General features: G+C 42.1%; 17 protein-coding genes, 1 tRNA gene and 1 other RNA gene. 6 read left to right on the top strand and 13 right to left on the bottom strand.

From position 1 onward, the window contains the following. Positions 1-149: 149 nt before the first annotated feature. Entirely contained in the window at positions 150-1,532 is a 1,383-nt protein-coding gene (locus BZL35_RS01130) for an MATE family efflux transporter (protein WP_106182047.1), read from the top strand. A gap of 89 nt (positions 1,533-1,621) precedes the next feature. Here the strand turns inward: BZL35_RS01130 and ldcA are convergent, their stop codons facing one another. From ldcA to BZL35_RS01095, 7 genes are all read right to left on the bottom strand, one after another. After that, complete coding sequence (ldcA, locus tag BZL35_RS01125; protein WP_338032332.1) at positions 1,622-2,581, bottom strand: muramoyltetrapeptide carboxypeptidase; 960 nt, start codon at positions 2,579-2,581, stop codon at positions 1,622-1,624. Between the two features lie 56 nt (positions 2,582-2,637). After that, complete coding sequence (gene tadA / locus BZL35_RS01120; protein ID WP_106182044.1) at positions 2,638-3,153, bottom strand: tRNA adenosine(34) deaminase TadA; 516 nt, start codon at positions 3,151-3,153, stop codon at positions 2,638-2,640. Between the two features lie 107 nt (positions 3,154-3,260). Continuing rightward, positions 3,261-3,351: transfer RNA gene (locus BZL35_RS01115), tRNA-Ser, on the bottom strand. 90 nt (positions 3,352-3,441) lie between these two features. Continuing rightward, on the bottom strand, positions 3,442-4,749 hold the full coding sequence (gene serS / locus BZL35_RS01110; protein WP_106182042.1) for a serine--tRNA ligase: 1,308 nt from the start codon (positions 4,747-4,749) through the stop codon (positions 3,442-3,444). Between the two features lie 126 nt (positions 4,750-4,875). Next, a complete protein-coding gene (locus BZL35_RS01105; protein WP_106182039.1) occupies positions 4,876-6,210 on the bottom strand; it encodes a replication-associated recombination protein A in 1,335 nt (444 codons plus the stop codon). A gap of 10 nt (positions 6,211-6,220) precedes the next feature. After that, entirely contained in the window at positions 6,221-6,874 is a 654-nt protein-coding gene (lolA, locus tag BZL35_RS01100; RefSeq protein WP_106182823.1) for an outer membrane lipoprotein chaperone LolA, read from the bottom strand. A gap of 23 nt (positions 6,875-6,897) precedes the next feature. Then, positions 6,898-9,222 carry a DNA translocase FtsK gene (locus tag BZL35_RS01095; protein WP_106182037.1) on the bottom strand — a complete coding sequence of 775 codons (2,325 nt, stop codon included), beginning with the start codon at positions 9,220-9,222 and terminating at the stop codon, positions 6,898-6,900. A gap of 335 nt (positions 9,223-9,557) precedes the next feature. On the opposite strand from BZL35_RS01095, the gene trxB reads away from it, so the two are divergent. Continuing rightward, positions 9,558-10,514: a thioredoxin-disulfide reductase gene (gene trxB / locus BZL35_RS01090; RefSeq protein WP_106182034.1), complete on the top strand. Its 957-nt coding sequence runs from the start codon at positions 9,558-9,560 to the stop codon at positions 10,512-10,514. A 90-nt stretch (positions 10,515-10,604) separates the two neighbouring features. After that, the gene (locus BZL35_RS01085) at positions 10,605-11,321 is read left to right on the top strand and encodes a Smr/MutS family protein (RefSeq protein ID WP_245916314.1); all 717 of its coding nucleotides are present in this window, start codon (positions 10,605-10,607) and stop codon (positions 11,319-11,321) included. Between the two features lie 14 nt (positions 11,322-11,335). Here the strand turns inward: BZL35_RS01085 and BZL35_RS01080 are convergent, their stop codons facing one another. The 5 genes from BZL35_RS01080 to hemC all read right to left on the bottom strand — a co-directional run bounded on the left by BZL35_RS01080 (position 11,336) and on the right by hemC (position 17,073). After that, positions 11,336-11,674, bottom strand: a complete 339-nt coding sequence (locus tag BZL35_RS01080) for a P-II family nitrogen regulator (RefSeq protein WP_106182032.1) — start codon at positions 11,672-11,674, stop codon at positions 11,336-11,338. 102 nt (positions 11,675-11,776) lie between these two features. Beyond that, positions 11,777-13,876, bottom strand: coding sequence for an NAD(+) synthase (locus BZL35_RS01075; RefSeq protein WP_106182029.1), 2,100 nt, complete (start codon positions 13,874-13,876; stop codon positions 11,777-11,779). A 159-nt stretch (positions 13,877-14,035) separates the two neighbouring features. Continuing rightward, positions 14,036-14,563 (bottom strand): inorganic diphosphatase, encoded by a 528-nt coding sequence (gene ppa, locus BZL35_RS01070; protein WP_106182027.1) that lies wholly within the window; start codon positions 14,561-14,563, stop codon positions 14,036-14,038. A 714-nt stretch (positions 14,564-15,277) separates the two neighbouring features. After that, on the bottom strand, positions 15,278-16,111 hold the full coding sequence (locus BZL35_RS01060; RefSeq protein ID WP_181276529.1) for a uroporphyrinogen-III synthase: 834 nt from the start codon (positions 16,109-16,111) through the stop codon (positions 15,278-15,280). Next, positions 16,108-17,073, bottom strand: coding sequence for a hydroxymethylbilane synthase (gene hemC / locus BZL35_RS01055; RefSeq protein WP_106182018.1), 966 nt, complete (start codon positions 17,071-17,073; stop codon positions 16,108-16,110). Before hemC ends, BZL35_RS01060 begins: the two co-directional genes overlap by 4 nt. 779 nt (positions 17,074-17,852) lie before the next feature. Here hemC and ubiG point away from each other — a divergent pair. From ubiG to ssrA, 3 genes are all read left to right on the top strand, one after another. Next, positions 17,853-18,572: a bifunctional 2-polyprenyl-6-hydroxyphenol methylase/3-demethylubiquinol 3-O-methyltransferase UbiG gene (gene ubiG, locus BZL35_RS01050; RefSeq protein WP_106182016.1), complete on the top strand. Its 720-nt coding sequence runs from the start codon at positions 17,853-17,855 to the stop codon at positions 18,570-18,572. A 288-nt stretch (positions 18,573-18,860) separates the two neighbouring features. Further along, on the top strand, positions 18,861-22,730 hold the full coding sequence (locus BZL35_RS01045) for a DUF748 domain-containing protein (RefSeq protein WP_106182013.1): 3,870 nt from the start codon (positions 18,861-18,863) through the stop codon (positions 22,728-22,730). 26 nt (positions 22,731-22,756) lie between these two features. After that, positions 22,757-23,127: a transfer-messenger RNA gene (gene ssrA, locus BZL35_RS01040) on the top strand. Between the two features lie 172 nt (positions 23,128-23,299). Here the strand turns inward: ssrA and BZL35_RS01035 are convergent. After that, positions 23,300-25,717 (bottom strand): RelA/SpoT family protein, encoded by a 2,418-nt coding sequence (locus BZL35_RS01035; protein WP_106182011.1) that lies wholly within the window; start codon positions 25,715-25,717, stop codon positions 23,300-23,302. Positions 25,718-25,756 lie beyond the last annotated feature (39 nt).

The following is a 25,756-nucleotide window of genomic DNA, read 5'->3' as shown; positions in this document are numbered from 1 at the left end:
TCGCGAAGCTATAATTTGCGCATAATATATATTATGTTAAATTCTATTTATAGATGATCGGTGAAAAGCAGATCCGAGACCCAGTCATTACCCTAGAAACGGTAAACTGCATCCCGAAGCGATGCGGAGATTCGTCATAAGACACCAAAATGTCTCAACTAACAAATATAGTACCCCCCCTACAAACGTCGCTGATAAGACAGTATACATCTCTAGCCATACCAACTATCCTATCGGGTTGGGTATATACCATCTATACACTGATAGATGGTATATTCATCGCTCGCTACCTTGGGCAGCAAGCAATCGCTGCGCTGAATCTAGTCGTGCCATTGCTCTATATTCCATACGCATTTAGTATCATGATTGGTGTTGGAGGAGCTACATTGATTTCACGCCTACTTGGCCAGAATCGTCATATCGAAGCACGTCGAGCGTTCACACAAGTACTTTGGAGCATGTTGGCTATCTCTGCCATTATGAGTGTATTCGTTCTTGTCCTGACATCAAAAATCGCAAAATGGCTAGGCGCGACAGGTGAACTGGCTATGCATGCAGAAGCCTATCTAAGCAACTATGCTTGGTTCATTCTATTTGCTAATGGTCTTTACGCTATAGAACTTTTCCTACGCGTAGAAAGTGCTAAAGCAGCACGTTTTGGTTTATATGCCATGTTTATTGGTGCTATCACTAACGGTGCACTTGATTATTGGTTCATCGTTGTGGAAAATAGAGGCATGGCGGGTGCAGCACTTGCCACCGGTCTATCAATGATGGTATCTAGTCTTGGGATGTTTAGCTACCATATTCTCTTTGCTAAACGTGTTATACCTTTAACGGTACCATTCGCGAAAGGAGAATCCTATATTAGCAAGGTGCTCTATAACGGTACTTCCGAATTTCTCGATGCCATTGCCCCTCTAATAACTATATTGGCATTTAACAGAATTATCATGAATGGCTTCGGTGAAGCTGGCCTTGCTGCCTTTGCAATTTTGGAATATATGACCTTAGGCGCTGCGGTCACTTTAGTAGCTCTGGTACAAAGTATGCAACCCATGATTAGCTTCTATCGTGGAATGCAAAATCGACAGGCACTAAGAGGTTCGTTCAAACTGGGTATTATCGCAGCAGCTGGTTTTTCTATGCTAGCTGCCATAGGCATGATGACGTTATCACGTCCACTCACCTTTTTATTCCTCCCAGAAGGCGAAATTGCATGGCACATTCTGACACACGCCATACCTTGGTATGCATTATCGCTCTTACCAGCTGCTGGTAACCTGATTATTGCAGGCTATCTCACCGCGATTGAAGCACCAGGACCATCAGCAGTAATCGCAACACTTCGTAGCTGGATTTTATTACTAGGTAGTTTGTGGCTACTCAATACCTACTTTGGTGGTACAGCGATCTGGTATGCACTACTTATCACTGAAATTTTAACTCTTGTGGCAAGTATTTGGCTATATTCGATTGTGGATCGCGGTGATCGCGGTGATCGCGCTTTTGCTGATATCACACTGAGGTGATAAAACATACTAGGAGCGTGGAAATCCCTAATAGCAGAAACTCCACTAAACGGTTAAAGGTACCATTAAAAAATATATTTTTATCAAACCTAAACTCCACGACATGGATACTGTGAGAGCCGCAGTACCGCTTGCGCACCTTCAACTTTTAATTGGGCATGCCCTCCAACCGGAAGGGTTAATTTGTCATATACATGACCGAAAGGAAGTCTCGTCACAATTGGGATGCGAATTAAACTACGAAGGTGATCAATCATAGTTAAAATCTCGTAACCATTGTCATAATCAGACACTCGACACTCGGTAAATTGCCCAAAAATTATTGCCTTCTGACGACACAATATACCACTCAAATGTAGCTGATATAGCATCCGTTCAATACGGAAAAGACTCTCGTTAACCTCTTCCAAAAATAAAATTCCTCCATCTATTTTTGGAAAAAATGGGGTACCAACCAGATTAACCAACACCGAGAGATTGCCACCCCATAGGAGGCCTGCTTCATTTAAATCCTGCCAAGCATCAGTAACCCACCTAACAGTATGCTCAGGATAATTTAACATTGATTGAAAATGACTCAATGTAAAATTACTGACTACTTTTGCACCAAAATCAGATAACAACATAGGACCAGCAAATGTAGTAATCTTCGCACGCGCCAACAATGCCATTTGCAGAGCAGTAAAATCACTATGTCCAACCAACATTACTGGGCCATGCTTATTCATACATCGATCCAGCCCTTGATAATCTAGCCATTCAAGGAGCTGGCTTGCCCCATAACCTCCACGCATCATCAAAATTACATCAGGCAAAGGATGCTCACCTTTTGCAAGATAATTAATTTCATCAACACGCTCAGAAAGCGTACCAGCAAAACGTAAATATCGACGTTCAATAACCGCCAAATTGGCAACAGAAAATCCAAGTCTTCGCAAGACCTTGATACCACGAATAGCTACTTCCAAATCTGGAGCATAGCCTGACGGTGCAATCAATTGGAGCCATCGAGAATTAGACAAAATTAAGCGCTCCAAATAAGCGTACATTTTACGCTTACTAGACCGATCTCAAGGGCTATGGTGAGGAGCACCCTGCGGATAGTCTACTTATTATCACATCGACAACTTCTAATTGCCTTCACCACAGCGCGCTTTTTCACGAAAAAGGCCTGTAGAATATGAACGCACTGGTCATCCATCACACCTCCTATAACATTAGCATGATGGTTAAACCTCTTTTCAGAAAATAAATCAATGACACTGCCACAAGCGCCGCCTTTATGATCAAATGCACCGAACACCAAACGTCGCAAGCGAGAATGCATGATAAGCCCTGCGCACATTATACAAGGTTCCAGTGTGACATATAGCTCACAATCAGGTAGGCGATAATTTCCAAGTATTTTTGCTGCAGCACGTAGTGCCTGCATCTCAGCGTGTGCTGACGGATCATGTTGACTTACAGGAGCATTGTGCCCACTCGCAATAATAGACCCATCATGTACAACCACGGCACCAACTGGTACTTCACCTTTCGCCATCGCAAAATTTGCCTGTGCCAGAGCCGCCTGCATAAAAGTACAATCAATCAGAGAAATATCCCGAGATGCATTAATCATAGATAAAGTTGCTCAATATTTTCAAACGAGATCACTGGAAAATATTACCTATGGTTAATTTCATTCACTTTAGAGATAGATACAACTATATTAAAAAAATAAATTATTGGCGGAGGGGGTGGGATTCGAACCCACGATACGGTATAACCGTACACCGGATTTCGAGTCCGGCGCATTCGACCACTCTGCCACCTCTCCAAGATTATCTAGATTTCACTTACGAACAACTTAAAAACGTATTTTGGCAGATTGTAGCAGATTTTTTCTACAAACTCTGAGCAAAAAAATCTACTCCATGGGGACCAGCTTTTCGATACCATCCATATAAGGACGAAGAACTTCTGGTACTGTGACACTACCATCCACATTCTGATAATTTTCGAGCACAGCAACTAGCGTGCGACCTAGAGCTAATCCTGAACCGTTGAGCGTATGAACAAACTCAGGTTTACCTCGTCTATTGCGGTAACGTGCTTGCATTCGACAGGCTTGAAAGTTCTCCATGTTTGAACAAGACGAGATTTCACGGAAAGTATTTTGCGTAGGAATCCAGACTTCCAGATCGTAAGTCTTAGCACTTCCAAATCCCATATCCCCAGTACACAAAACTAAAGTGCGAAAAGGTAAAATCAAACGCTTCAGAATTTCTTCCGCATGCAAGACCAATTCTTCTAATGCATCATATGATTTATCTGGTGATACTACATGTACCAATTCCACTTTATCAAACTGATGCTGGCGAATCATGCCGCGTGTGTCTTTCCCATAACTCCCTGCTTCCGAACGGAAACACGGCGTATGTGCCACCATACGCAATGGCATAGATTCTTCTGGTATGATTTCATCACGTACTAAATTTGTAAGTGATACTTCAGCCGTAGGGATAAGATAGAAATTTTCAGTTTTTTGTTCACCCTCTTCTTCCTCAACCTTTCGCAACACCTTAAATATATCTTCCTCAAACTTCGGTAATTGCCCAGTACCCCGCATCGAAGCCGCATTCACAATATATGGTACATACGTCTCGGTGTAATTATGTTCCTTCGTATGAAGGTCAAGCATAAACTGTGCCAAAGCGCGATGTAAGCGTGCAATACCACCTTTCATTACAGAAAAACGCGACCCCGACAACTTTACAGCTGCATCGAAATCCAGTCCCAATGCTGATCCAACATCAGCATGATCACGCGGCATAAAATCAAATACACGAGGCGTACCCCAACGCCGTATTTCGACGTTCTGTGTTTCATTCGTACCAATCGGTACACTCTTGTGAGGTAGGTTAGGTACACTTAGAAGAAAATCTAACAAACGTCCTTGAATCTCTTCAAGACGAGTCGACCATGTTTTCAGTCTTTCAGTAATAACTCCTACTTCAGTTACTTCTGACGAAATACTTTCTCCATTATTCTTCTTAATACCAACCTGCTTCGAAAGTACATTTCTGCGTGCTTGAAGTTCCTCAGTTTGTATCTGAATCTCCTTACGTTCAGCCTCAAGCAACGAAAATTCTTCAACATCCAACACATAGCCACGTGTTTTAAGACGTTTAGCAACACCCTCCAAATCCTTTCGAAGAAGTTGAATGTCAAGCATAACGCATCCAAAAAATATGTAGACTGTGCATTCGAAATAGTGATATTTAATATAGTTCAGATTTTAACATCACGTCCAGACCACTGCTAGGATAGTGCATTTGATATCAATTTCTTTGTAGGTCACCTAATTTTTATTCTCGGCCTTTATTTCAGAAACTTTTTTTGCACTGAGCCAGTCGGCATCTAGTAACTTTAATCGGCTCAACTTTTCGCCAATTTTATTTTCTAGACCTCTTTGAACCGGACGATACCATTGCTGTAGAGGTAAATCATCTGGGAAATAAGTTTCACCAGCCGCATAAGCATTTGGTTCATTATGAGCGTAGCGATAATTTTTAGCATAGCTGCTATTTTTCATCAAACGTGTGGGTACATTGCATAAATGTAGCGGTACTGGTCGTGACTTATCTTTACTAACAAAGGCTCTGGCTTCATTGTAAGCATTATAGCCCGCGTTCGACTTAGGTGCTGCCGCCAAATACAAAACAGCTTGAGCCAGCGCGAGTTCTCCTTCCGGAGTACCAAGACGTTCATAGGTTTCAGCTGCATCAAGCGCAATACTGGCTGCCCTGGGATCCGCTAATCCTATGTCCTCCCATGCCATCCGAAGAATTCGTCGCGCGAGATAACGTGGATCGACACCACCATCAAGCATGCGACATAACCAATACATTGCCCCATCAGGGGAACTACCACGTACTGATTTTTGTAGTGCACTTATCTGATTATAAAAAACATCACCACTCTTGTCGAAATACCTAAAATTCTCGGTAAGAGTACTTGCTAAAAATATATCATCAATTGATTTCACTCGCTTTATCAGTGCAAACTGCATGACGCTCTCTATATTATTTAACAACTTTCGACCATCTCCATCTGCGGAATCAATGAGAATTTTCTTAGCTGCATCCGTAAAGGTCAGATCACCCAATACAGTACAGGCGCGATCAAGCATTTCACTCAACTCTGTATCCGAAAAACCCTTCAAGAGATACACAGACACACGTGATAGCAATGCACTATTAATCTCGAATGAAGGATTCTCAGTCGTCGCACCAACGAAAATAAACATTCCAGACTCAACATATGGCAAGAATGCGTCCTGCTGTGCCTTATTGAACCGATGCACTTCATCTACAAACACGATGGTCTTTTTCCCTTGTTTCAATTGAATCTGCGCAGATTCAACAGCATCACGAATCTCCTTCATACCAGAGAGCACCGCCGACAAGGCAATAAAATTGAATTTGAAAGTATTTGCCATCAAACGGGCAAGCGTGGTTTTGCCAATACCCGGTGGCCCCCATAATATCATCGAGTGTAGGTGCCCCCCTTCGAATAGAATGCGCAGCGGTTTCCCTTGTCCCAGCAAGTGCTGCTGACCAATAACAGCATCAATGCTTTTTGGACGCAAGCGCTCAGCAAGCGGGACAGTAGTGTTTAAAATGGTATCGACCATAAATCCCGGCTTATCCCTGAATGACATCTACCCCCTTCGGGATAATAAATTTAAAATGTCCAGCTGGGAATGTCAGATTTTTCTGCATTTTTCCGAACATCAGCAACGTGATGTTGCCAAATACATCATATACCTCAACACTTGAAAGGTTTCCATTCTTAAATCCTAGACCCAAATGCTGGAACTGTGTATCCTGCGCTTTAGGCATTAACCTTACCCAATCGACACCATCTCTAGTGCCAATGTTCTTCAATGTGAAATTCTGCTCAATATCATTTTTCCCCAAAAAAATGAACATCGGGACAGCTTCTAGTGAAGTATCCAGCTTACGCTGCGTGACTTGATTTAGATCTTTGTCATAAATATAAAGCATCTCTCCATCTGCTTGCAATACTTGTTCATAGGGTTTTAGATAACGCCATGTGAATCGACCTAAACGAGAAAATTCAAACACTCCCGAGGAGATACTCAAAACCTTTATCTCTCCATTTTCCCCTACTTTAACCTGCCTTTGCTCAAAAGGCCCACACGCTGTCTTTACTTTTTTCACAAATGTCTTCATTTGCTCAGTGGCACTGGCATACGCTGATATGGGGATAGTTGCTATAGTAAGTAGCGCAAAAATAGGCATACTCCAACGGAGTGTTACACGCCGAATGTTCATCCATTTCCATGGATTCATCGTCTTCATTCTCCTAGATGATTTGGCAGCAGAATTTCTCGATTTCCATTACTTGCCATTGCAGAAACGATACCGGATTTTTCCATTTGCTCAAGCAACCTGGCGGCCCGATTGTAACCTATGCGCAAATGACGCTGTACCAACGAAATTGATGCTCGACGCTGCTTCAGAACCACAGCTACAGCTTGGTCATAAAGAGGATCCGACTCTCCTCCTCCATCGCCAGCGCGACCGTCTATGTCTACGCCATCTTCCCCATAAAGCGAGCTGCCCTCAAGAACACCTTCAACATAATTAGCGTCGCCTTGTGCCTTCAAACGTTCAACCACACGATGCACTTCCTCATCTGCTACAAAAGCGCCATGCAAACGAAGAGGTAGCCCTGTACCTGGTGGCAGGTAAAGCATATCACCCATCCCAAGTAATGTTTCTGCACCCTGCTGCTCCAAAATCGTTCGCGAATCGATCTTTGAGGATACTTGAAATGCAACACGTGTGGGTACATTCGCCTTGATTAAACCAGTTATCACATCGACCGATGGTCGCTGTGTCGCCAAGATTAAATGAATACCGGCCGCACGTGCTTTTTGAGCAATTCTGGCAATCAGTTCCTCTACTTTTTTACCGACAACCATCATCAAATCAGCCAATTCATCGATAACAAGCACAATGTAGGGCAGATGCTTTAAAGGTTCTGGAGCATCTGGTGTCAGTGAAAACGGATTTGGGATATGTATTTCACACTTAGCCGCATCATCAAGTTTTTTATTATAGCCAGTCAGATTACGTACACCCAGCTTACTCATCAATTTATAGCGACGCTCCATCTCACCTACTACCCAATTGAGGGCATGTCCAGCCTGGCGCATATCCGTTACAACTGGACACAACAAATGCTGAATACCCTCATATATACTCATCTCAAGCATCTTTGGGTCAATTAAAATCATGCGAACCTGATCGGCTGTTGCCTTATAAAGCAAAGAAAGAATCATCGCATTGATACCGACAGACTTACCTGAACCAGTCGTCCCAGCCACCAATAAATGTGGCATCTTCGCTAAGTCCGCAACAACCGGTTTGCCACTAATATCCTTACCCATCGCGAGGGTCAATAAAGATGGTGAATCTTTATAAACTTCAGAGCATAAAATCTCCGTTAGTCTTACCATCTGTCGACGAGGATTTGGCAACTCTAGCCCCATATAGTTTTTACCTGGAATAGTTTCTACAACACGAATCGATACCAAGGACAGAGAACGTGCCAAATCTTTAGCTAGATTCACAATCTGACTTCCTTTCACCCCAGTCGCTGGTTCAATTTCGTAACGCGTGATCACTGGCCCCGGATAGGCTGCAACTACACTGACGTCGATACCAAAGTCCTTAAGCTTCTTTTCGATAAGCCTTGACGTAAACTCCAATGTTTGGATAGAAACCGTTTCCTGAGAGAGGGTTGGAGCATCAAGCAATGATAAAGAAGGTAAAATAGAATCAGGAAAATCCTTCAGCGATGGAACTTGCTTCTCATTTTCAACACGTTCAAATTTTGGCTTTGTTGTCAAAGGCGAAATAATTTTTACCGACTCATGCACTTCATCGAGAAAATGATTTTCTAAATGTACACCTTCGCGTACTATCTCTGTATCGCTATCTTCCATTGAACGTCGATCAAGTACCATCTCGTAAAACCGTCGAAGCATAGTGACCGTTTTGAAAATCCAGTCACCAAATTTCTCAGTCAAAGAGAGCCAAGAGAAATGAAAAAATATCGATGATCCAAACGCTAATAGTAGTAATAACGCTAATGTTCCTCCAGTGAAACCAAAAGCATCTTTTATTACATTACCAATCACCTCGCCCAACACGCCCCCTGGTGCACGTGGCAACGTTACATTAATCTGGTAAAGACGCAGGGCCTCAATACCTGAGCTAGAAAACAGTATTAATGGGAATGCAAAGATTTCAAGCCAACTGCTAGTCAATGAACGATCACATACCGTTGTTCTAGCAGTTTTTATCGCCATCCACCGGTAACTCAATATCAATCTACGTCCAAAAAACACAATAAGCCAATACGAGGATAGTCCGAAGATCAAAAGCAGCAAATCGGCCATCCAAGCTCCAACACGACCTGCCCAATTAGCAATTTCATCGATATGTGCTGCATGTGTCCAACTAGGATCCTGAGGACTATAAGAAATCAGTGCCATCAACAAAAAAAAGATCATGGCACATTGTGTCATCCAGCGAATTTCATAGAAAAGATGCGTCACCCGATTGGAAAAAATAGGCCTATTACTAGCGGAGTAAGGAGATTTCGTCGTCATTAAATCAAGAGGATTGGAATGTGAATCTCATTTTAAATAAGTGAATGCCTTACCACAAAAGACATAACAACACGAACCAGATCACCTCATATCGAAAAGGTTAATCTAAAAACTCGCCTCAATGTTATTGAACTGGTATAAAACTATTATCTCGTGGAAAGCATAAAAATTTTTCTCTCTTCATAAAAATACAATCATGAGTGATTGCAATATGGAATCAACGAAAACGAATTGAGCATTTATAATGCCGATTAATCTATATTATTCGAAAATAAGTCTCTATCATCACCAGATGACGTATCGTACCAGTCAAACTTCTTACCGGTGAGTTATTTATGTCCACTCGCAAACACGCGAAAGTCCTAATTCTCGGCTCCGGTCCAGCTGGCTATAGCGCCGCTATCTATGCCGCCCGTGCGAATCTCAATCCTATATTGATTACCGGTATTGCTCAAGGTGGTCAGCTAATGACAACAACAGATGTAGAAAACTGGCCTGGTGATCCTGATGGATTGCAAGGCAGTGATTTAATGACCCGCATGTTGAAACATGCCGAAAATTTCCAGACTGAAATAGTGTTAGATCACATTTATGAAGCACATTTAAACGAGCATCCTATTCGCCTCATTGGTAATTGTTGTGAATATACTTGTGACGCTTTAATTATCGCAACGGGGGCATCTGCCCAATATCTCGGTCTGCCCTCGGAAGAGATATATGCAGGACGAGGAGTATCGGCATGTGCCACATGCGATGGTTTTTTTTATAAGAAACAGGATGTAGCTGTAATCGGTGGCGGCAATACAGCGGTCGAAGAAGCCTTGTATTTGTCGAACATTGCTCGCAATGTTACACTTATTCATCGCCGAAACAAATTTCGTGCAGAACCGATTTTGATCGATCGTCTAGAAGAAAAAGTTCTACAAGGCAAAATCAAAATAAAATACGACACCATACTCGATGAAATACTCGGTGATGACACTGGTGTCACGTCCATACGTATCAAAAACATCACCAAAAAGATCATAGAAAATATCTCGGTACATGGCGTATTCATCGCTATCGGCCATAAACCAAATACCGACATCTTCGAGAATCAACTTGAAATGAAAAACCGCTACATACTGACCCATAGCGGCATCAATGGGAACGCGACGGCTACCAGTATTCCTGGTGTATTTGCTGCAGGTGATGTGCAAGATCACATATATCGTCAGGCTATCACTAGCGCTGGAAGCGGATGTATGGCTGCGCTCGATGCACAACGCTATTTGGAGAGTCTTGAGAAATAAGCACTTACATATCTCAGGCAGGCTGATTTTTTGATCAAATATTTATATATAAATCAGAATTTCACAACACCTATATATCCAATGAGAACAATGCCCGCTTTTAATATCAGTGGCATGAGAATAAATATAAAGACTCCTAAATTAACACTTAACGATCTCGTAGAGCTACGAGATCGAATTTCGAAAGACAGAGAAAGTCGGGACTCTGCACACAAAAAATTAGAAAGGCATACTCAAGATGCACTAACTGATGCTCGAATATTTCGCAATAGTATTGGACAGATTACACCAATATCGTCTAAGTGGATACAGAATCGAGCCACACTGTTATTACGACAACTACCACCGCCAATCACCACTCAAAAAATACGAGAAACTCAATCAACAGTAGACATTGATAAATCATTATCTGATGAATTCTATCCTAAAGGTTTACTCGAATCTGTAGAACAGTTAGCATACCGGCGGCATGGTACGGACAGAAAAATTCTTAACCAGCTTAAAAAGGGATATTGGGTTATCCAAAAAAAGTTGGATCTACACGGAATGCGACGTGAAGAGGCGCGTGAAGCTCTTTCTATATTTCTACATGAAGCCGTTAGATGCAAGTCACGCTGTGTCCATATAATCCACGGGAAGGGTCTGAATTCTATCGATCAAAAACCAGTGTTAAAAGATAAAGTACGTGGATGGCTAGCTCAAAAAGATGAGGTATTAGCCTATTGCGAAGCAAAAACGAAGGACGGCGGCAGCGGGGCATTGATTGTTCTACTAAAAGCAAAACAAACAGGGCCTCATAAAGAATAATAAATAAAAATTAACTAAACTGCAGTTTCACCCTCTTCGCCAGTACGAATACGAATCACACGTTCGACATCTGTGACAAAGATTTTACCGTCACCGATTTTTCCCGTCCGTGCAGCACTTAAAACAGCATCAATTACTTGATCAGCATGTGAGAGAGCCACGACCACTTCGATTTTAATCTTCGGCAAAAAGTCAACCACGTATTCTGCACCCCTGTACAACTCCGTGTGTCCCTTTTGACGTCCGAATCCCTTCACCTCCGTGACAGTCAGCCCTGTCACACCAATTTCTGCAAGCGCTTCACGAACTTCATCAAGCTTGAAGGGTTTGATGATGGCAGTCACTCGTTTCATTGTTACCTCAATACTTTTAGGTTTAGTTAACAAAAACTATTATGCCAAAATGCAATGCCATAAAGTTTATCCTATAAAACCAAAGAAATGAATCAATGAACATTAAGCGTTGGGGTCATCTGGAATTTTGTCAAGTTGCGCTAGCCAAAGGGCAGATTCTCCATCGCTTGGTGCCCGCCAATCGCCACGGGGCGAAAGCGAACTCCCCATACCAACCTTTGGTGCATTCGGCATGCAAGAACGCTTGAACTGACTCGTCCGAAAAAAACGATCCAAGAAAATTCGAAGATTCCTCTTAATCTCTGGCAAATCATATTGATGACGTCTTGTACCCACCACATCGGGCCAACGCCCCACATCCTCGTCTTTCCATGCACTATATGCAAGAAAAGCAATCTTTGAAGGTGTGAATCCAAAACGCAAAGTATAGTAAAGATGAAAGTCTTGAAGATCATAGGGCCCGATAAAATCCTCAGTCTTTTGCTCTGTCCCCACATCTTCTTTACCAGGAACCAATTCCGGACTAATATTCGATCCGAGAATATCAGTCAACACATTTGATAATGCAGTCGTATCTTCTTCTTTTCTCACAAATGAGAACGTAGAGTCACCCATGTCGGTTGCATCAGCGACCCAATTTATCAAGTATTTGATTAACGTTTTTGGCACGCTAGCGTTGAGATTATAGTGTGCCATCTGATCACCTACACCATAGGTACACCAGCCAAGTGCCAATTCGCTTAAATCACCTGTTCCCACAACAATTGCCTGTTGATAATTCGCCAATCTGAATAAACGACTTGTCCGTTCTCCAGCCTGAACATTCTCAAAGGTTACGTCGAATACTTCTTGGCCATCTGCATATGGATGACCAAGATCCTTTAACATCTGTAAACAACTTGGACGAATATCAATTTCCTGCGTATTACATCCAATCAATGTCATCAAACGGCGGGCTTGTTTGAGAGTGCGCTCAGTAGTACCAAAACCAGGCATCGTGTAGGCAAGTATATTCGTTCGTGGCAAACCTAAACGATCCATAACTTTGGCACAAACAAGCAAGGCATGTGTTGAATCTAGTCCACCAGATATGCCAATTAACACCTTTTTGATATGGCTCGACAGCAAGCGCTGTGTCAATGCTTGCACTTGAATGTTATATACTTCGCGGCAATGCTCATCACGTCGTTTAGAATCCGCTGGCACATATGGAAAACGTTCTACGGTGCGTTCAAGTGGCAATATAATATCTCGCGGCAGCTTAAGATCAATATGTATCACGCGAAACTTTTCTACTTCATCCTTGTGACGACGCACCGATTGGCCAAACGTAGTTTTATGCATACGTTCATACGCAAGGCGCTCTAAATCTAGATCCGCAAAAATTAAATGCGATGCCTCCAAAAAGCGTTCGGATTTTGAAAGGCACTCTCCATTCTCGTAAATTAGTGCCTGTCCATCCCAGGCGAGATCACTAGTCGACTCACCTTGTCCAGCTGACGAATATAAATAGGCAGCAAGACAACGTGTAGATTGTTGTCGCACTAATTCACGCCGATAGACCTCTTTACCAAGTAGCACATTCGATGCAGAAAGATTAACAAGTACTGTTGCACCAGCCAACGCAGCAAAGGAGGAAGGCGGAATTGGCACCCAGACATCCTCACAAATTTCCAGATGAAAACGCAACAACGGCATATCTGAGAATTCAAAGATCAGAGCTGCCCCGAACGGCACCGTCTGGCTAAGCAAACTGATGGCTTCAGCACTGCTACAATCCGCCGCATTGAACTGACGTGCTTCATAAAATTCGTTATAGTTCGGCAAATAGCTCTTTGGTACAACTCCGTGAATTCGACCACCTGAAACAACAATTGCACAATTGAATAAACGCTGATCAACGCGTACTGGCATACCAATGATCATGACTGTCGAAAGCGTAATAGATGCTGCGACAACATCAGCCAACGCCATCTCACAGGCATCCAGCATTGCGCGTTGATGAAATAAATCATCACAGGTATAAGCCGACAAGCCCAATTCTGGAAAAGCAATCAGAGCAGCACCAGCATTGTCTGCCTCGCGTGCAAGGGCAATAGTTTGTTGCGCGTTATATGCAGGATCAGCGACTCTGCATTGCGGCACACCCACTGCCACGCGGGCGAAATCGTGATGATAGAGATTCAGAAATCGGTTCGTCATGTTAGAAGAAAGCTATCTTGCACGTCCACAGATTGACTTATTTTAGCCAGATTACTCAATTACCTCATTGCTGAGGCAGTTTTCATTGACATTAATAAAAAGCCGCAATGACCAAGCGCAGAAAAACTCTGTACGATTGGGGTCAGCGAGGGCATTCGTTCAACCCAAGTAAGCAGCAACACCATCGGTTATTTCTTTATGGGCATCAACGATACCAGACCAGCCTTCGATTTTAACCCATTTACCGTTCTCAAGCGCTTTGTATTGCTCAAAAAAATGACGGATCTGATTTTTTAGATTCGTTGGCACATCGTCAATATTCTTAATCGACGACGTCATCGAGCAAATTTTGTCAAGAGGTACGACTAACAGCTTTGCGTCATTACCTGACTCATCCATCATCTTTAGTATTCCAACAGCACGGCAACGTATGACAGATCCTGGAAGCAAAGGAAACGGTGTTATAACCAGTGCATCGACAGGATCGCCATCACCAGCCAGAGTCCGTGGAATATATCCATAGTTAGTCGGATATCGCATGCCAGTTCCAATAAAACGATCAACAAACAATAGACCTGTTTCATGATCAGCCTCGTACTTGACTGGATCACTCTGTGCAGATATTTCGATGATCACGTTAAAATCATTAGGGATATCGCGGCCTGCCAGCAGGTTTTTGAATTTCATGATTACATTCCTATATATGGGGTAAATAGAGTGACAAGCTCTGGCGTGCCACTATAAAATTTCATAAAGTTATAGTAATGTGAAAGCGTAAGTAAATATGATCGTGATAGATATTACATATGGTAAATTAGAGTAAATCGCGAAGTAGACATAGATAATAAATATCTCAAGCCAAGGCAAATTCTCGATGGTGCCAATTTGCTTATATCTATTTGACCGACCATTTCGAAAAGTTTTGTTAACGCTAGATACAACTTAAGTTCACTAGTTTAGCGTAGCTACTTTCAAAGGATTTCTTTGCATTCCACTAAAAATGTCTGCATATCTAACTCATTCGGATCATTTTTCTTTCTACTGAATCAGCGGCATAGCATCAGCTTCTACACATCGCATAGGGCATGCTACCAGTACTTATCAGTCTTAGCTTGCGTTTGAATTACGGCAGCATTTTTATCTTACTTATTATGCTAAGCGATCTCTTGCTATATGCATTTAATTTTTTGATTGAGTATCAAACTATCGACGCTAATACTTTTGGATTTAGGAATAAAACAACAGCCGCGCCGGGATTTTTCACTGGTGCATGAGGTTTGAAACAGTTGGGACCGATATCAAAGCGATCATTGGGCTTCATTTAATAATTACACCAGTGGTTAAAACGCAATCATAAAGGTTATCTAAAAAGAATCCAGCATAGAATGCTATGTCCCCATCCTACTTAATTTGAATTGATTCAGCCCATGATTTTAATGCTTTAAAAAGTTTTTCGTCACCCACAGAATATTGTTTAATCCTGTTAAACCCAGCATCCCGGGCGATATCCGCAATACGAGCATGCGATGTAAAACAGAGCGATTTATAAATACGAGCGCGCATAATAACACTGCAGCGACTTGATATTAGGGCAACAAGATGCTTAATTGCCTCAGAACTAGTCAATACCCAGGCACAAGGCATACTACGCATCACCATATCCTCCATCTTCTCCCAACATGCATCATCGATTAATGGAGTTTGGCGCTTATATACACTCACAATATCAAGCTGCACGCCATTCTCACGCAACGTATTGGAAAGCAACTCTCGACCGCCATCTCCACGCACTAACAATACGCGGCGGCCAGCGAGTGATGATAAATTAAGTTGTACAAGCAATGCTTCCGAATCAAACCGTGCCTGCGGACCGTTCGGTGGCATAATTACTCTATATCGTGGTGGCGCAATACCTGCATTTGCCAAAGCCGCGGCACTGCCTGGACCAACTACAGCTATCGCCACATGCTCAGGCCATGGATACCTAAATCTTCTTAACGCATATATAACCGCATTTGGTGAAACAAATATCACTAAAGCGTAACCCGACAAATCCGAAAATGTATTATCAAGCAGTGTCAATAAACCCTTTTCGGTATGGGGCACAATGTCGAGCAATGGAAAAGTCAACACATTAATACCATACCCTTGCAAAGCGTCCGACAACCAAGCAGATTGCTCAACAGGACGTGTTAGAATCACGCAAGGGTTATGATTGTCGTAATTGAGAGTCACGAGGGGGTAATATCCTGTGCTGCCGCCAATACAAGCGCACGTGCACCAACATCAATTAATTGCTGAGCAACATTCTTCCCCAACCCTTCCGCACCCGCGACATCAACGACAATAGACTCTGCATTTGCACTCAGTGTCTGACTCGCGTCAACCGCAGCGATAAACGCTCGCAGTAAGAGAATATCTCCGTCGAATTTTGCGAATGCAGCTAATGGAATTTGACAAGACCCCCCCAACTCCCTTGAAAGAGCACGCTCCGCTGTAACAGCAAGTGCAGAACGTGTGTGATGCAATGGCGCAAGCCATTTTTTAAGCTCTGTTCGTGCCGAACAAATCTCAATACCAATAGCTCCTTGACCGGCAGCAGGCAAACTCATTTCAGGTGTTAAAATTTTTCGAATACGGGAAGTTAGTCCCAAGCGCTTCAATCCGGCTGCAGCCAGCACAATTGCCGAAAAATTGCCTCGATCAAGTTTATTCAAACGGGTATCAAGATTGCCACGCAACGGCTCAATCTTAAGATGAGGGTAATGCGTACGAAGACTCATCTCACGCCGAAGACTGGATGTTCCAACAATAGCGCCTGCCGGCAAGCCTTCCAAGCTTTCGTAGTTATTACTCACGAAAGCATCGCGCGGGTCTTCACGTGTCATAATTGCACCGAGCATAAAGCCATCAGGCATTTGCATTGGCACATCTTTAAGGGAATGTACTGCCAAATCTGCACGTCCATCGGACAGTGCAATTTCAAGCTCTTTAACAAAAAGTCCCTTACCACCGACCTTATTCAGTGACCTATCTAGTATTTGATCTCCTCGTGTTGTTATTCCTAGAATAGTGACATCACACTTTGGATATAATCTTTTCAGATTATCACGCACATGAGAGGCTTGCCACATCGCCAAGCGACTTTCGCGTGAAACAATTACGAGATTTTCAGGTTCAGGATAACAGAAGTTCATCAGCGACAAGGTAGTTCACTAAACGGCCATAGTAACACGTCGACTAAATTTCAATCACAAAAACAAAGGAGGAGAAAATTTCATAAGCACACTCACTTGAGTATGATATATATGAAGAAAATGAGAAGCTTCTCATTTTATAGAAAAATTTCGAGAAAGTGTCGTTACGAGTCATTTAAACATATTCGGTATGGTACCCTCATCTACCCGAATACTCCCCCCACATTCATATTCTTTTGGCACTGTGGCATCAAATAAGAGGAATAACTCAGATACTGTGATAGAAAATACGAAAATAGTAATCAAGATTAAAATAACATCTTCACTACTATTATTAAAGAATATTTAATAAATTATTGTGATCAAATCTTGATCTAATTGAAAATATTTTCTGGATTTAGGATTGATAATTTTAAAAACTAAAATTTCCCACTATCAGGTTCTTAAAACCTAATGCAAAAAATAAATCTTTCTTCCTATTAGGAACTATTAACCTATCAATCTTTAATTTTTAAAAAAGTATTATTACCTCTATTCAAAGAAAATAATTGCGTTATTATGGGATTTTATTATTTAAGACCAATGATGATAATATTCCATTGCAAATATTTTATACTCTATGACCCATTTGCCAGATCCTTATCGTCTTCAATATATACACAAGGTGTGATGGTACCTAGAAAAAATGCCACATCATTATGTGTCTGAGCCTACGTGTATCAGCTTTTTATTTTTTAGCGGATAGACTCATTGCGTAGCACTCGTATCTTTTAAACAATATCATGAACGTAGATCCTAAAGAACTTCAAAAATTTACAGAGATCGCCCATCGTTGGTGGGATCCTCAGAGTGAGTTTAAACCTCTACATGAAATTAATCCGCTCCGTCTCAGATGGATAGAGCAACACGTAGCGCTACAAGGTAAACGCATCCTAGACGTAGGCTGTGGTGGTGGTATATTGACTGAAGCAATGGCGCGTCAAGGTGCACAACTCAAAGGAATCGACCTTTCATCCAAGGCGCTTGGGGTAGCCAACCTTCACAGTATAGAATCTGGCTTAGTAATAGAGTATGAAGAAATTGCTATCGAAGCACTAGCTATACGCGAAGCGGGATCCTATGACATTGTCACTTGCCTCGAAATGCTTGAACATGTGCCATCACCATTGGCTATAGTGACAGCATGTGCCACACTTGTAAAACCTGGAGGCTATCTGTTCTTTTCCACACTGAATCGAAATCTGAAGGCTTACATGCTTGCGGTTATCGGTGCAGAATATGTCCTAAGGATGATACCTATCGGCACACATGATTATGCTAAATTCATCCGTCCATCAGAGCTAGCATCATTTGCACGTGCCAGCAGCCTAAAAATCGAGGACTTAATAGGTGTAACCTATAATCCGTTTATGAAAAATTACAGATTATCGTCTAGCACAAATGTGAACTATATGATGGCCTGTACCCGAGATGTCTTAGATACTCAAACACATTGCTAGAATGTGGCACCAGCTTAACATCCATTTTAAATAACACGCTAATCTTCACCTCTGAGAGTTTTTTACTCTAGACAACTCGAGCAAAAGTCGAAGAAAAAACACATCACGCGCGCCGCTGATACCATCTCTCTAACTACAACGCGAGGCTGTTCTCAACATGGTACGCTGGCATAGTTGTTATTGATTCTAATCAAATCGCATTATTGCCGTTACATCATTCGTCCTCTACATGAGAAGCAATATCCTTATATTTAATAAATTGAAGTCGTTTATATCTCGAAAGACCGTATGGCCGACAAACCTAATGATCGTCTCTCATTGCTTCCGCGTAGCCTAATCACCACACAGAAAATAATCTGTTCACGGCGCACAAGAAAAATCGTCTTTTGGACGATAGGAGTGCTCACTGCCTTAGGCATCATCGGATGTTTTATGGTGCCACACCTTGTCAGGCATTACGCCATAAAAAATATTTCGACGTATCTCGAACGCAAAGTCACGGTCGGCAATGTCAATTTTAAACCTCACATCCTACAACTAGATCTGCAAGAGATCCGTATCAGCGACAAGCTATCAGAGAAATCATTTGTTGATATAAAGCATGTGCGCTTCAACGCATCATGGAACTCACTATTGCGACGCACACCTATATTAAATGAGCTCTACATTGATACACCCGTTATTCATATAGTTCGTCGAACTGAACAAGATTTAAATTTCTCAGATATATTTGAAAAAGCTATTTCAGAACTCCCAAAATTAGAGTCGAGCAAAGCCTCACGCATCTCCATTTCGAACATACAAATCTCTAACGGTTCAATATTTTTAAACGATCAGGTTCGTCGTAAGCAAGATACCGTTGAGAACATTAACATTGGTATACCATTCATCACAAATTTACCATCGCACACAAATATTTTCGTCAAACCATCAATTCAAGCAACAATCAACGGTTCAACTCTCAATATTTCGGGGCAATCACAACTTTTTTCAGATTCTCATGAGTCCTCTATTGAGATAAAAATCAATCGCCTCGATATTTCCCGTTATCTTGGTTACTCACCTGCCTCCATTCCTATGGTGCTTAAGGAAGGTTGGCTGTCAACCAAATTACAGCTGAAGTTCAGGCGTTTTAGATCAACTAACGAAGTTATGTTAGCAGGCACATTAGTACTTGACGACATAAAACTAGACGATCGTCTAGGAAATAAGCTATCCAAACTCAAGCATCTAAAAATTACTATCGATAATCTTGAACCATTACGCAATATTTGCCACGTGAAAGCGATTCACCTGGATGGACTTGATCAGAATATCCTAATTGATTCCGACGGTTCCTTAGCCATCACGAGATTCAACTCGCAGCATAATTCAGTCGAGAAAACACCTTCGGATAAGGCATCATCTTTTTCTACAGAAAAATCAAAATCGATGTCTGGAGCGTCAAAAAAAATCCGCTTATGTTTACCTTCAAACATCGATTTCCGCTTCGGAGATTTGACAATCATCGACAGCACCATACATATCACAGATAAGCGCTTTAAAAAACCAGCACAGCTTTCTTTGAATCACGTGCATATCCACTTAAAGCAATTCTCGATGTGCGACAAAATACCTGCTTCCTACGATGCATCCTTTACCTTATCTAGTGGCGGAAAGATTTCTGCGAATGGGCAGCTTTATTTTTCAGAGCACTATACCACTGGCTCCCTCGAGGTCAACAACATCGAACTTATATCCTTATTACCATTCTCAAAAAACTCACTCATCGGAAGATTTAAAAAAGGGAAAATCGGATTAAATACAAAATTCCAAATCAAATTTGGTTCATCATCTCCTAACTTGATCATGTCGTCAGGAAAAGCTATCTTCAATCAGATTGAATGGATAACAGGCAACAATGGAGACGAACCAATCAAATTTTCAAAAGCCGAAGTAAAGATAATAAAATTTGATCTTACGAAACGTAAAGTGTCTTTTGAAAATCTCCGTATCAACGACCTAAAGATCAAATTTAAACGTAATAAAAACGGTCATATCAATCTAATAACGCTAAAGAATGGTCGACGTGGCAAAAATGTAGATGATCCATTACTATCAGCAAGAAAAACTAAAAAAAGAAACACTACCAAAATCTCGAATAAAAATTGGCAGTGGCAGGTGAATCGTATTACTCTTGAGAATGCTAGAATTAGCTTAGAAGATCAAGCAGTTAAGGGAGAACCGATCCAAGCAAATCTGACCCCATTGAATATAACACTCAATGGTATGTCACAAAAAATGAATCAATCTATTACCGTAGAAGCCAAAGGCGCTCTGAATAAAAAAGGCTCAATTAATGTTATCGGTAGCGTCACCCCAAAGCCCTTGAGCGGCGAATTGAAAATCCGTACAAATGAGTTTGACTTGGCCCTGTTTGACTCTTACCTCAGCAAAAAACTGAACGTCAGCATTATTAGTGCACTATTAAACAGCAACGGCGTCGCAAACTTCGCCGTAAAAGGAAAGAGTATTGAGGCCAACTATCGAGGTAATGCGAGCCTCAACAGAGTTCGCTTGCTAGATAAAATGAGATCAGGAGAAACGATACGATGGAATTCGTTGGCTATGCAAAAAATCAGCATCTCAGTCGGGTCAGACACCCCCCAAGTTAACATCGACGAAATCACTGTCTCAACTTTATATACACAACTCATCATTAATGCAAATGGACAGCTAAATCTCACTGATGCAATCAGTAGCAAAAATGAAGTTCCAAAGTTGATAATGGCAAATGCCTCGAAAAGCACACTGCTCAATCTCAAGGCAAATATCCAATCAGATATTAATAAGGAAACGAATCGGAGAATCGTAAATAGTAAAACCTCCGATGCTAGGACATTTTTACAAGAAGTCAATAATCACACTACCCAAATCACAAAAAAACCAAATAACAACAACTCTTATTACGGCGCAGGGAAAGCGCTAAGCGCTCACATCACGGTGGGGAAAACCATAGTCAAAAATGGAAACGTCAAGTTCACGGATAAATTCATACAACCCCACTACACTGCCAACTTGACAAACATCGATGGATGTATAGGCACCTTTAGCAGTACGACTGCCACACCCGTGAATGTATTCTTACAAGGCCAACTTAACCAGAATGGCTCCCTCAACATTGCCGGTAGAATGGATCCATTCACGGCAATGCCATTCATAGATTTGGATATCAAGGCAAGTGGTATCGAACTCAAAAATCTAACACCGTACACTATTAAATATACTGGGTATCCTATCGAAACAGGAAAATTAACACTCAATGCGCATTACCTCATCGATCAGGGTAGGCTAACAGCAAACAACCATATTTATATCGTCCAATTGGTCTTCGGCAAGCGTATTGAAAATAGTATGGCGCGGAACTTACCACTGCGCCTCATAGCATCTCTCTTAAAAAATAAAAAGGAAGAAATTAATATAGAGATGCCCGTATACGGATCAATACAAGATCCACAATTGAACTTTGGCAACGTTATATTTCGATCTTTCGTCAATCTCATTGTGAAAGCTGCGGCAACTCCATTTGGTCTACTGGTATCAATGTTCGAAGATATCGATAAGGAATTAAATTCTGTCATTTTTGAACCGGGGCACTCAATACTCACACCAGATCAAGAAAAAAAACTTGAGACGTTAATTAAAGTATTGGAAGATCATCCTATCCTAAGACTCGAGATCGTAGGATGCGTCGATCCTGCTAAAGATGTCAAAGGTCTTCAGCAAGTGATACTCGATCGGCTCATAAAGGTACAAAAAGCAAAATCAAGTGTTAAACACAATGAGAATAGCGATCTCACTTCAATAATCATTGAATCCAATGAGAGAGATAAATTTATAAGAGAAGCCTATAAAGCTGAGAATTTTCCAAAAACGAAAAATATTATTAGTTTTCTAAAAGAATTTTCATCAGAAAAAATAGAAGAATTAATGATAACTGGCATAAAAATCACCGATGATGACCTAGAATGCCTAGCCCATCATCGGGCAAAAGCCGTTCAAGCTTGGTTAAATAGGAAAATAGATTCAGATCGATTATCCATAGTCACAAAAAAACTTAAAACCCACAATCTCAATAAGAAAGATATAGTAAATGGTGTATGTTTCATACTGAAATAAAAATTTCATGCGATAATACGATCGTTGGGGCCGACTTGGTTTCGACAAGGGTTACAAAACGGTCAGGGCATATCGAGGACCCGTTACCTCGTTAATCAATGGGAAAAACGTAACTGCAAACGACGAAACGTTCGCACTGGCAGCCTAAGGGTCGCCGTCCTCTGCCTAGTTCACTGACGGACTAGCCGTCGCAAGACCGGTAGCAATACCGCCAGAGGTCATATACGTCAGTTAATCCTTGTTGGTGTCACGACACCAAGGCCGAAAATTAAGTGAATCGCTGTCCTGAAGCGTGTTCATCCGCGTCAGTACAGTTAAATCGAAAGATAGAACTAAGTATGTAGAACTGTTCGTGGCGTGCTTTTGGACGCGGGTTCGATTCCCGCCGGCTCCACCAAAATATTTTGACTGGTCAATTCTTGCAATTGATCAGTCAAAAACTTCAAAAATCTGCAACTTCACCAAGTTATCACAAAAAATTTCAACAAGCGCATCCATTGTGATGATTCTAGTTTTATCGAGACAAGGCTAACAATCACCATGCCCATGAAATAAAAAGACCGCTAACATTAAAGATAATGATCTTCAAGATTTCGTATGATGCGCATAGTATTCGAAGAATGTACGTCATTCTGATGGCGTTCGCTAGGAAGTGCTCGTGAAACACGCATCACATCCAAATTAACACGCACACGGCGTATCACGTTGGCTAGATGCACGCGATCACTTACCTGAATGAGGAAACACAGCGTTGCAGACTCTTTCGGTATCACATCTTCCATGCTAATGTGAATAATATTCGCATCTGATAACGAAATATCACTTGCCACACGCGAGAATACCCCCCGATTGTTGTGTACCAAAACATGGATGGCCACCTCAAATTGGAGTCCGGGTTGTGGTGACCAAGCAACATCGATCCAGCGCATCGAATCTTTACGATGGATTCGTCTAGCAACCGGACACTCTGTCGTATGGATTCCCATCCCCATCCCTGTACCAATATATCCCATAATACTATCTCCAGGAATCGGGCGGCAACACGATGAAAACTGTACAGACATACCTTCGGTACCAGTAATTAAGATCGGTGGCGAGCCAGCCGATTCATTAGAACGAAGAATATCAACACCTTTATGATGGGTACCGATTTGATTCTCAGTGACTTTATCGGAGTACAGCATGACTAAGTGTTTAGCAATCACGGCCGCTACCCGACGCCCCAAGCCAATATCGGCAAAAATTTCCTGACGGTCTTTATTACCTGTCCATTTAAGGAGTTTGATCCAAAGTTCCTCACTAATCTCGCTCATTGAGAGAGCATGACCTTTCAGTGCCTGATCAATTAGACGCTCACCTAACTGCATAGACTCTTTGAGATGCATCGCTTTTAAATAATGACGAATCGCTGAGCGCGCCTTGCCAGTACGGATAATTCCAAGCCAAGCAGGACTTGGCTTGGAATATTGGCCTGAAATAACTTCAACGATATCCCCATTTTTGAGTTCTGATCGAAGAGGTAATAGCTGGTTATTGATCTTAACTGCCACACACTGGTTACCAAGATCACTGTGAATAGCATACGCAAAATCAATTGCTGTCGCACCACGAGGCAACGCCATAATGCGTGCCTTTGGTGTAAAAACATATACTGCGTCCGGGAAAAGATCAATCTTGACATGTTCGAGAAACTCAGTTGAATCCCCAGTCTCGCTCTGAATATCGAGCAACGACTGCAGCCATTTATGAGCCTGACGTTGTACATCATTCATGTCTGCGCCACCGTTTTTATACAACCAATGTGCCACAACCCCAGCTTCTGCAATTTCATGCATTCGGTTCGTACAAATTTGAAATTCAATTGGTGTCCCAAACGGACCTACAAGCGTCGTGTGCAACGACTGATACCCATTTACCTTCGGAATTGCAATGTAATCCTTAAATTTTCCAGGAAGAGGCTTATAAAGAGCATGCAACAATCCGATAGCAATATAGCAATGTGAACTTGATTCGACCACGACGCGAAAACCATACACATCAAGCACCTGTGAAAATGAAAGCTGTTTTTCTTTCATTTTTTTGTAGATGCTGTAAAGCGTCTTTTCACGGCCATAAACACTTACATCGAATTTCGCATCTTGCAGCACATGTTTCACAGTATCGAGAATTTTACCTACTACCTCACGGCGATTACCACGTGCAGCTTTCACCGCTTTATCAAGTACCGCGTAACGGCGTGGGTGATAGTTTGCAAAGCTCATGTCCTGCAGCTCACGGTAGGTATTATTTAAACCAAGACGATGCGCAATAGGAGCATAGATATCAAGGGTTTCACGCGCCACTCGGCGACGCTTTTCCATCGACATTACACCAAGCGTACGCATATTGTGTAGACGGTCAGCAAGCTTTACAAGAATAACACGCACATCACGTGCCATGGCTAACAAAATCTTACGAAAACTCTCCGCCTGTGCCTCCTCACGGCTGCGAAACTCCATCTTGTCTAGCTTCGATAAACCATCGACTAACTCAGCCACCTTAGCACCAAAACGCTCGACCAATTCAGCCTTGGTAACACCCTGATCTTCCACTACATCATGCAGTAATGCTGCCATCACTGATTGCGCATCGAGCTTCCATTCAGCACATATTTCAGCGACAGCAACTGGATGAGTAATATAAGGCTGCCCGCTTTGACGATACTGTCCCAGGTGGGCATCATCGCTAAATTGAAAAGCCTCTTTGATGAGCATCATCTCGTTCTCTTTCAGGTACCCCGCCAGTAAATGATTAAGACGCGTAATAGAGACAACTTCTCGCTTACGCGGCTGGTCAGGCGTCTCGGTTGGCCCGAAAAGATGGCGATAGGACTGCTCAAGCAATGCATCAATATATTGACGAGTGATACTATTGCTTTCGTGCTTTTTGGAAGCTGACACAGGCTCCCATGATGCTATAGATCGATCCGAAGGCTTCGTGGAACTCATTCTTTCACCTACATCGAGCGGCCCGAAACATCACATCGC

Origin of the sequence: Candidatus Pandoraea novymonadis, assembly GCF_003004665.1 — a bacterium.
GTDB lineage: Bacteria > Pseudomonadota > Gammaproteobacteria > Burkholderiales > Burkholderiaceae > Pandoraea > Pandoraea novymonadis.
The sequence above is the reverse complement of the archived record's forward strand: the minus strand, read 5'-3'. Positions and strand labels throughout refer to the sequence as shown.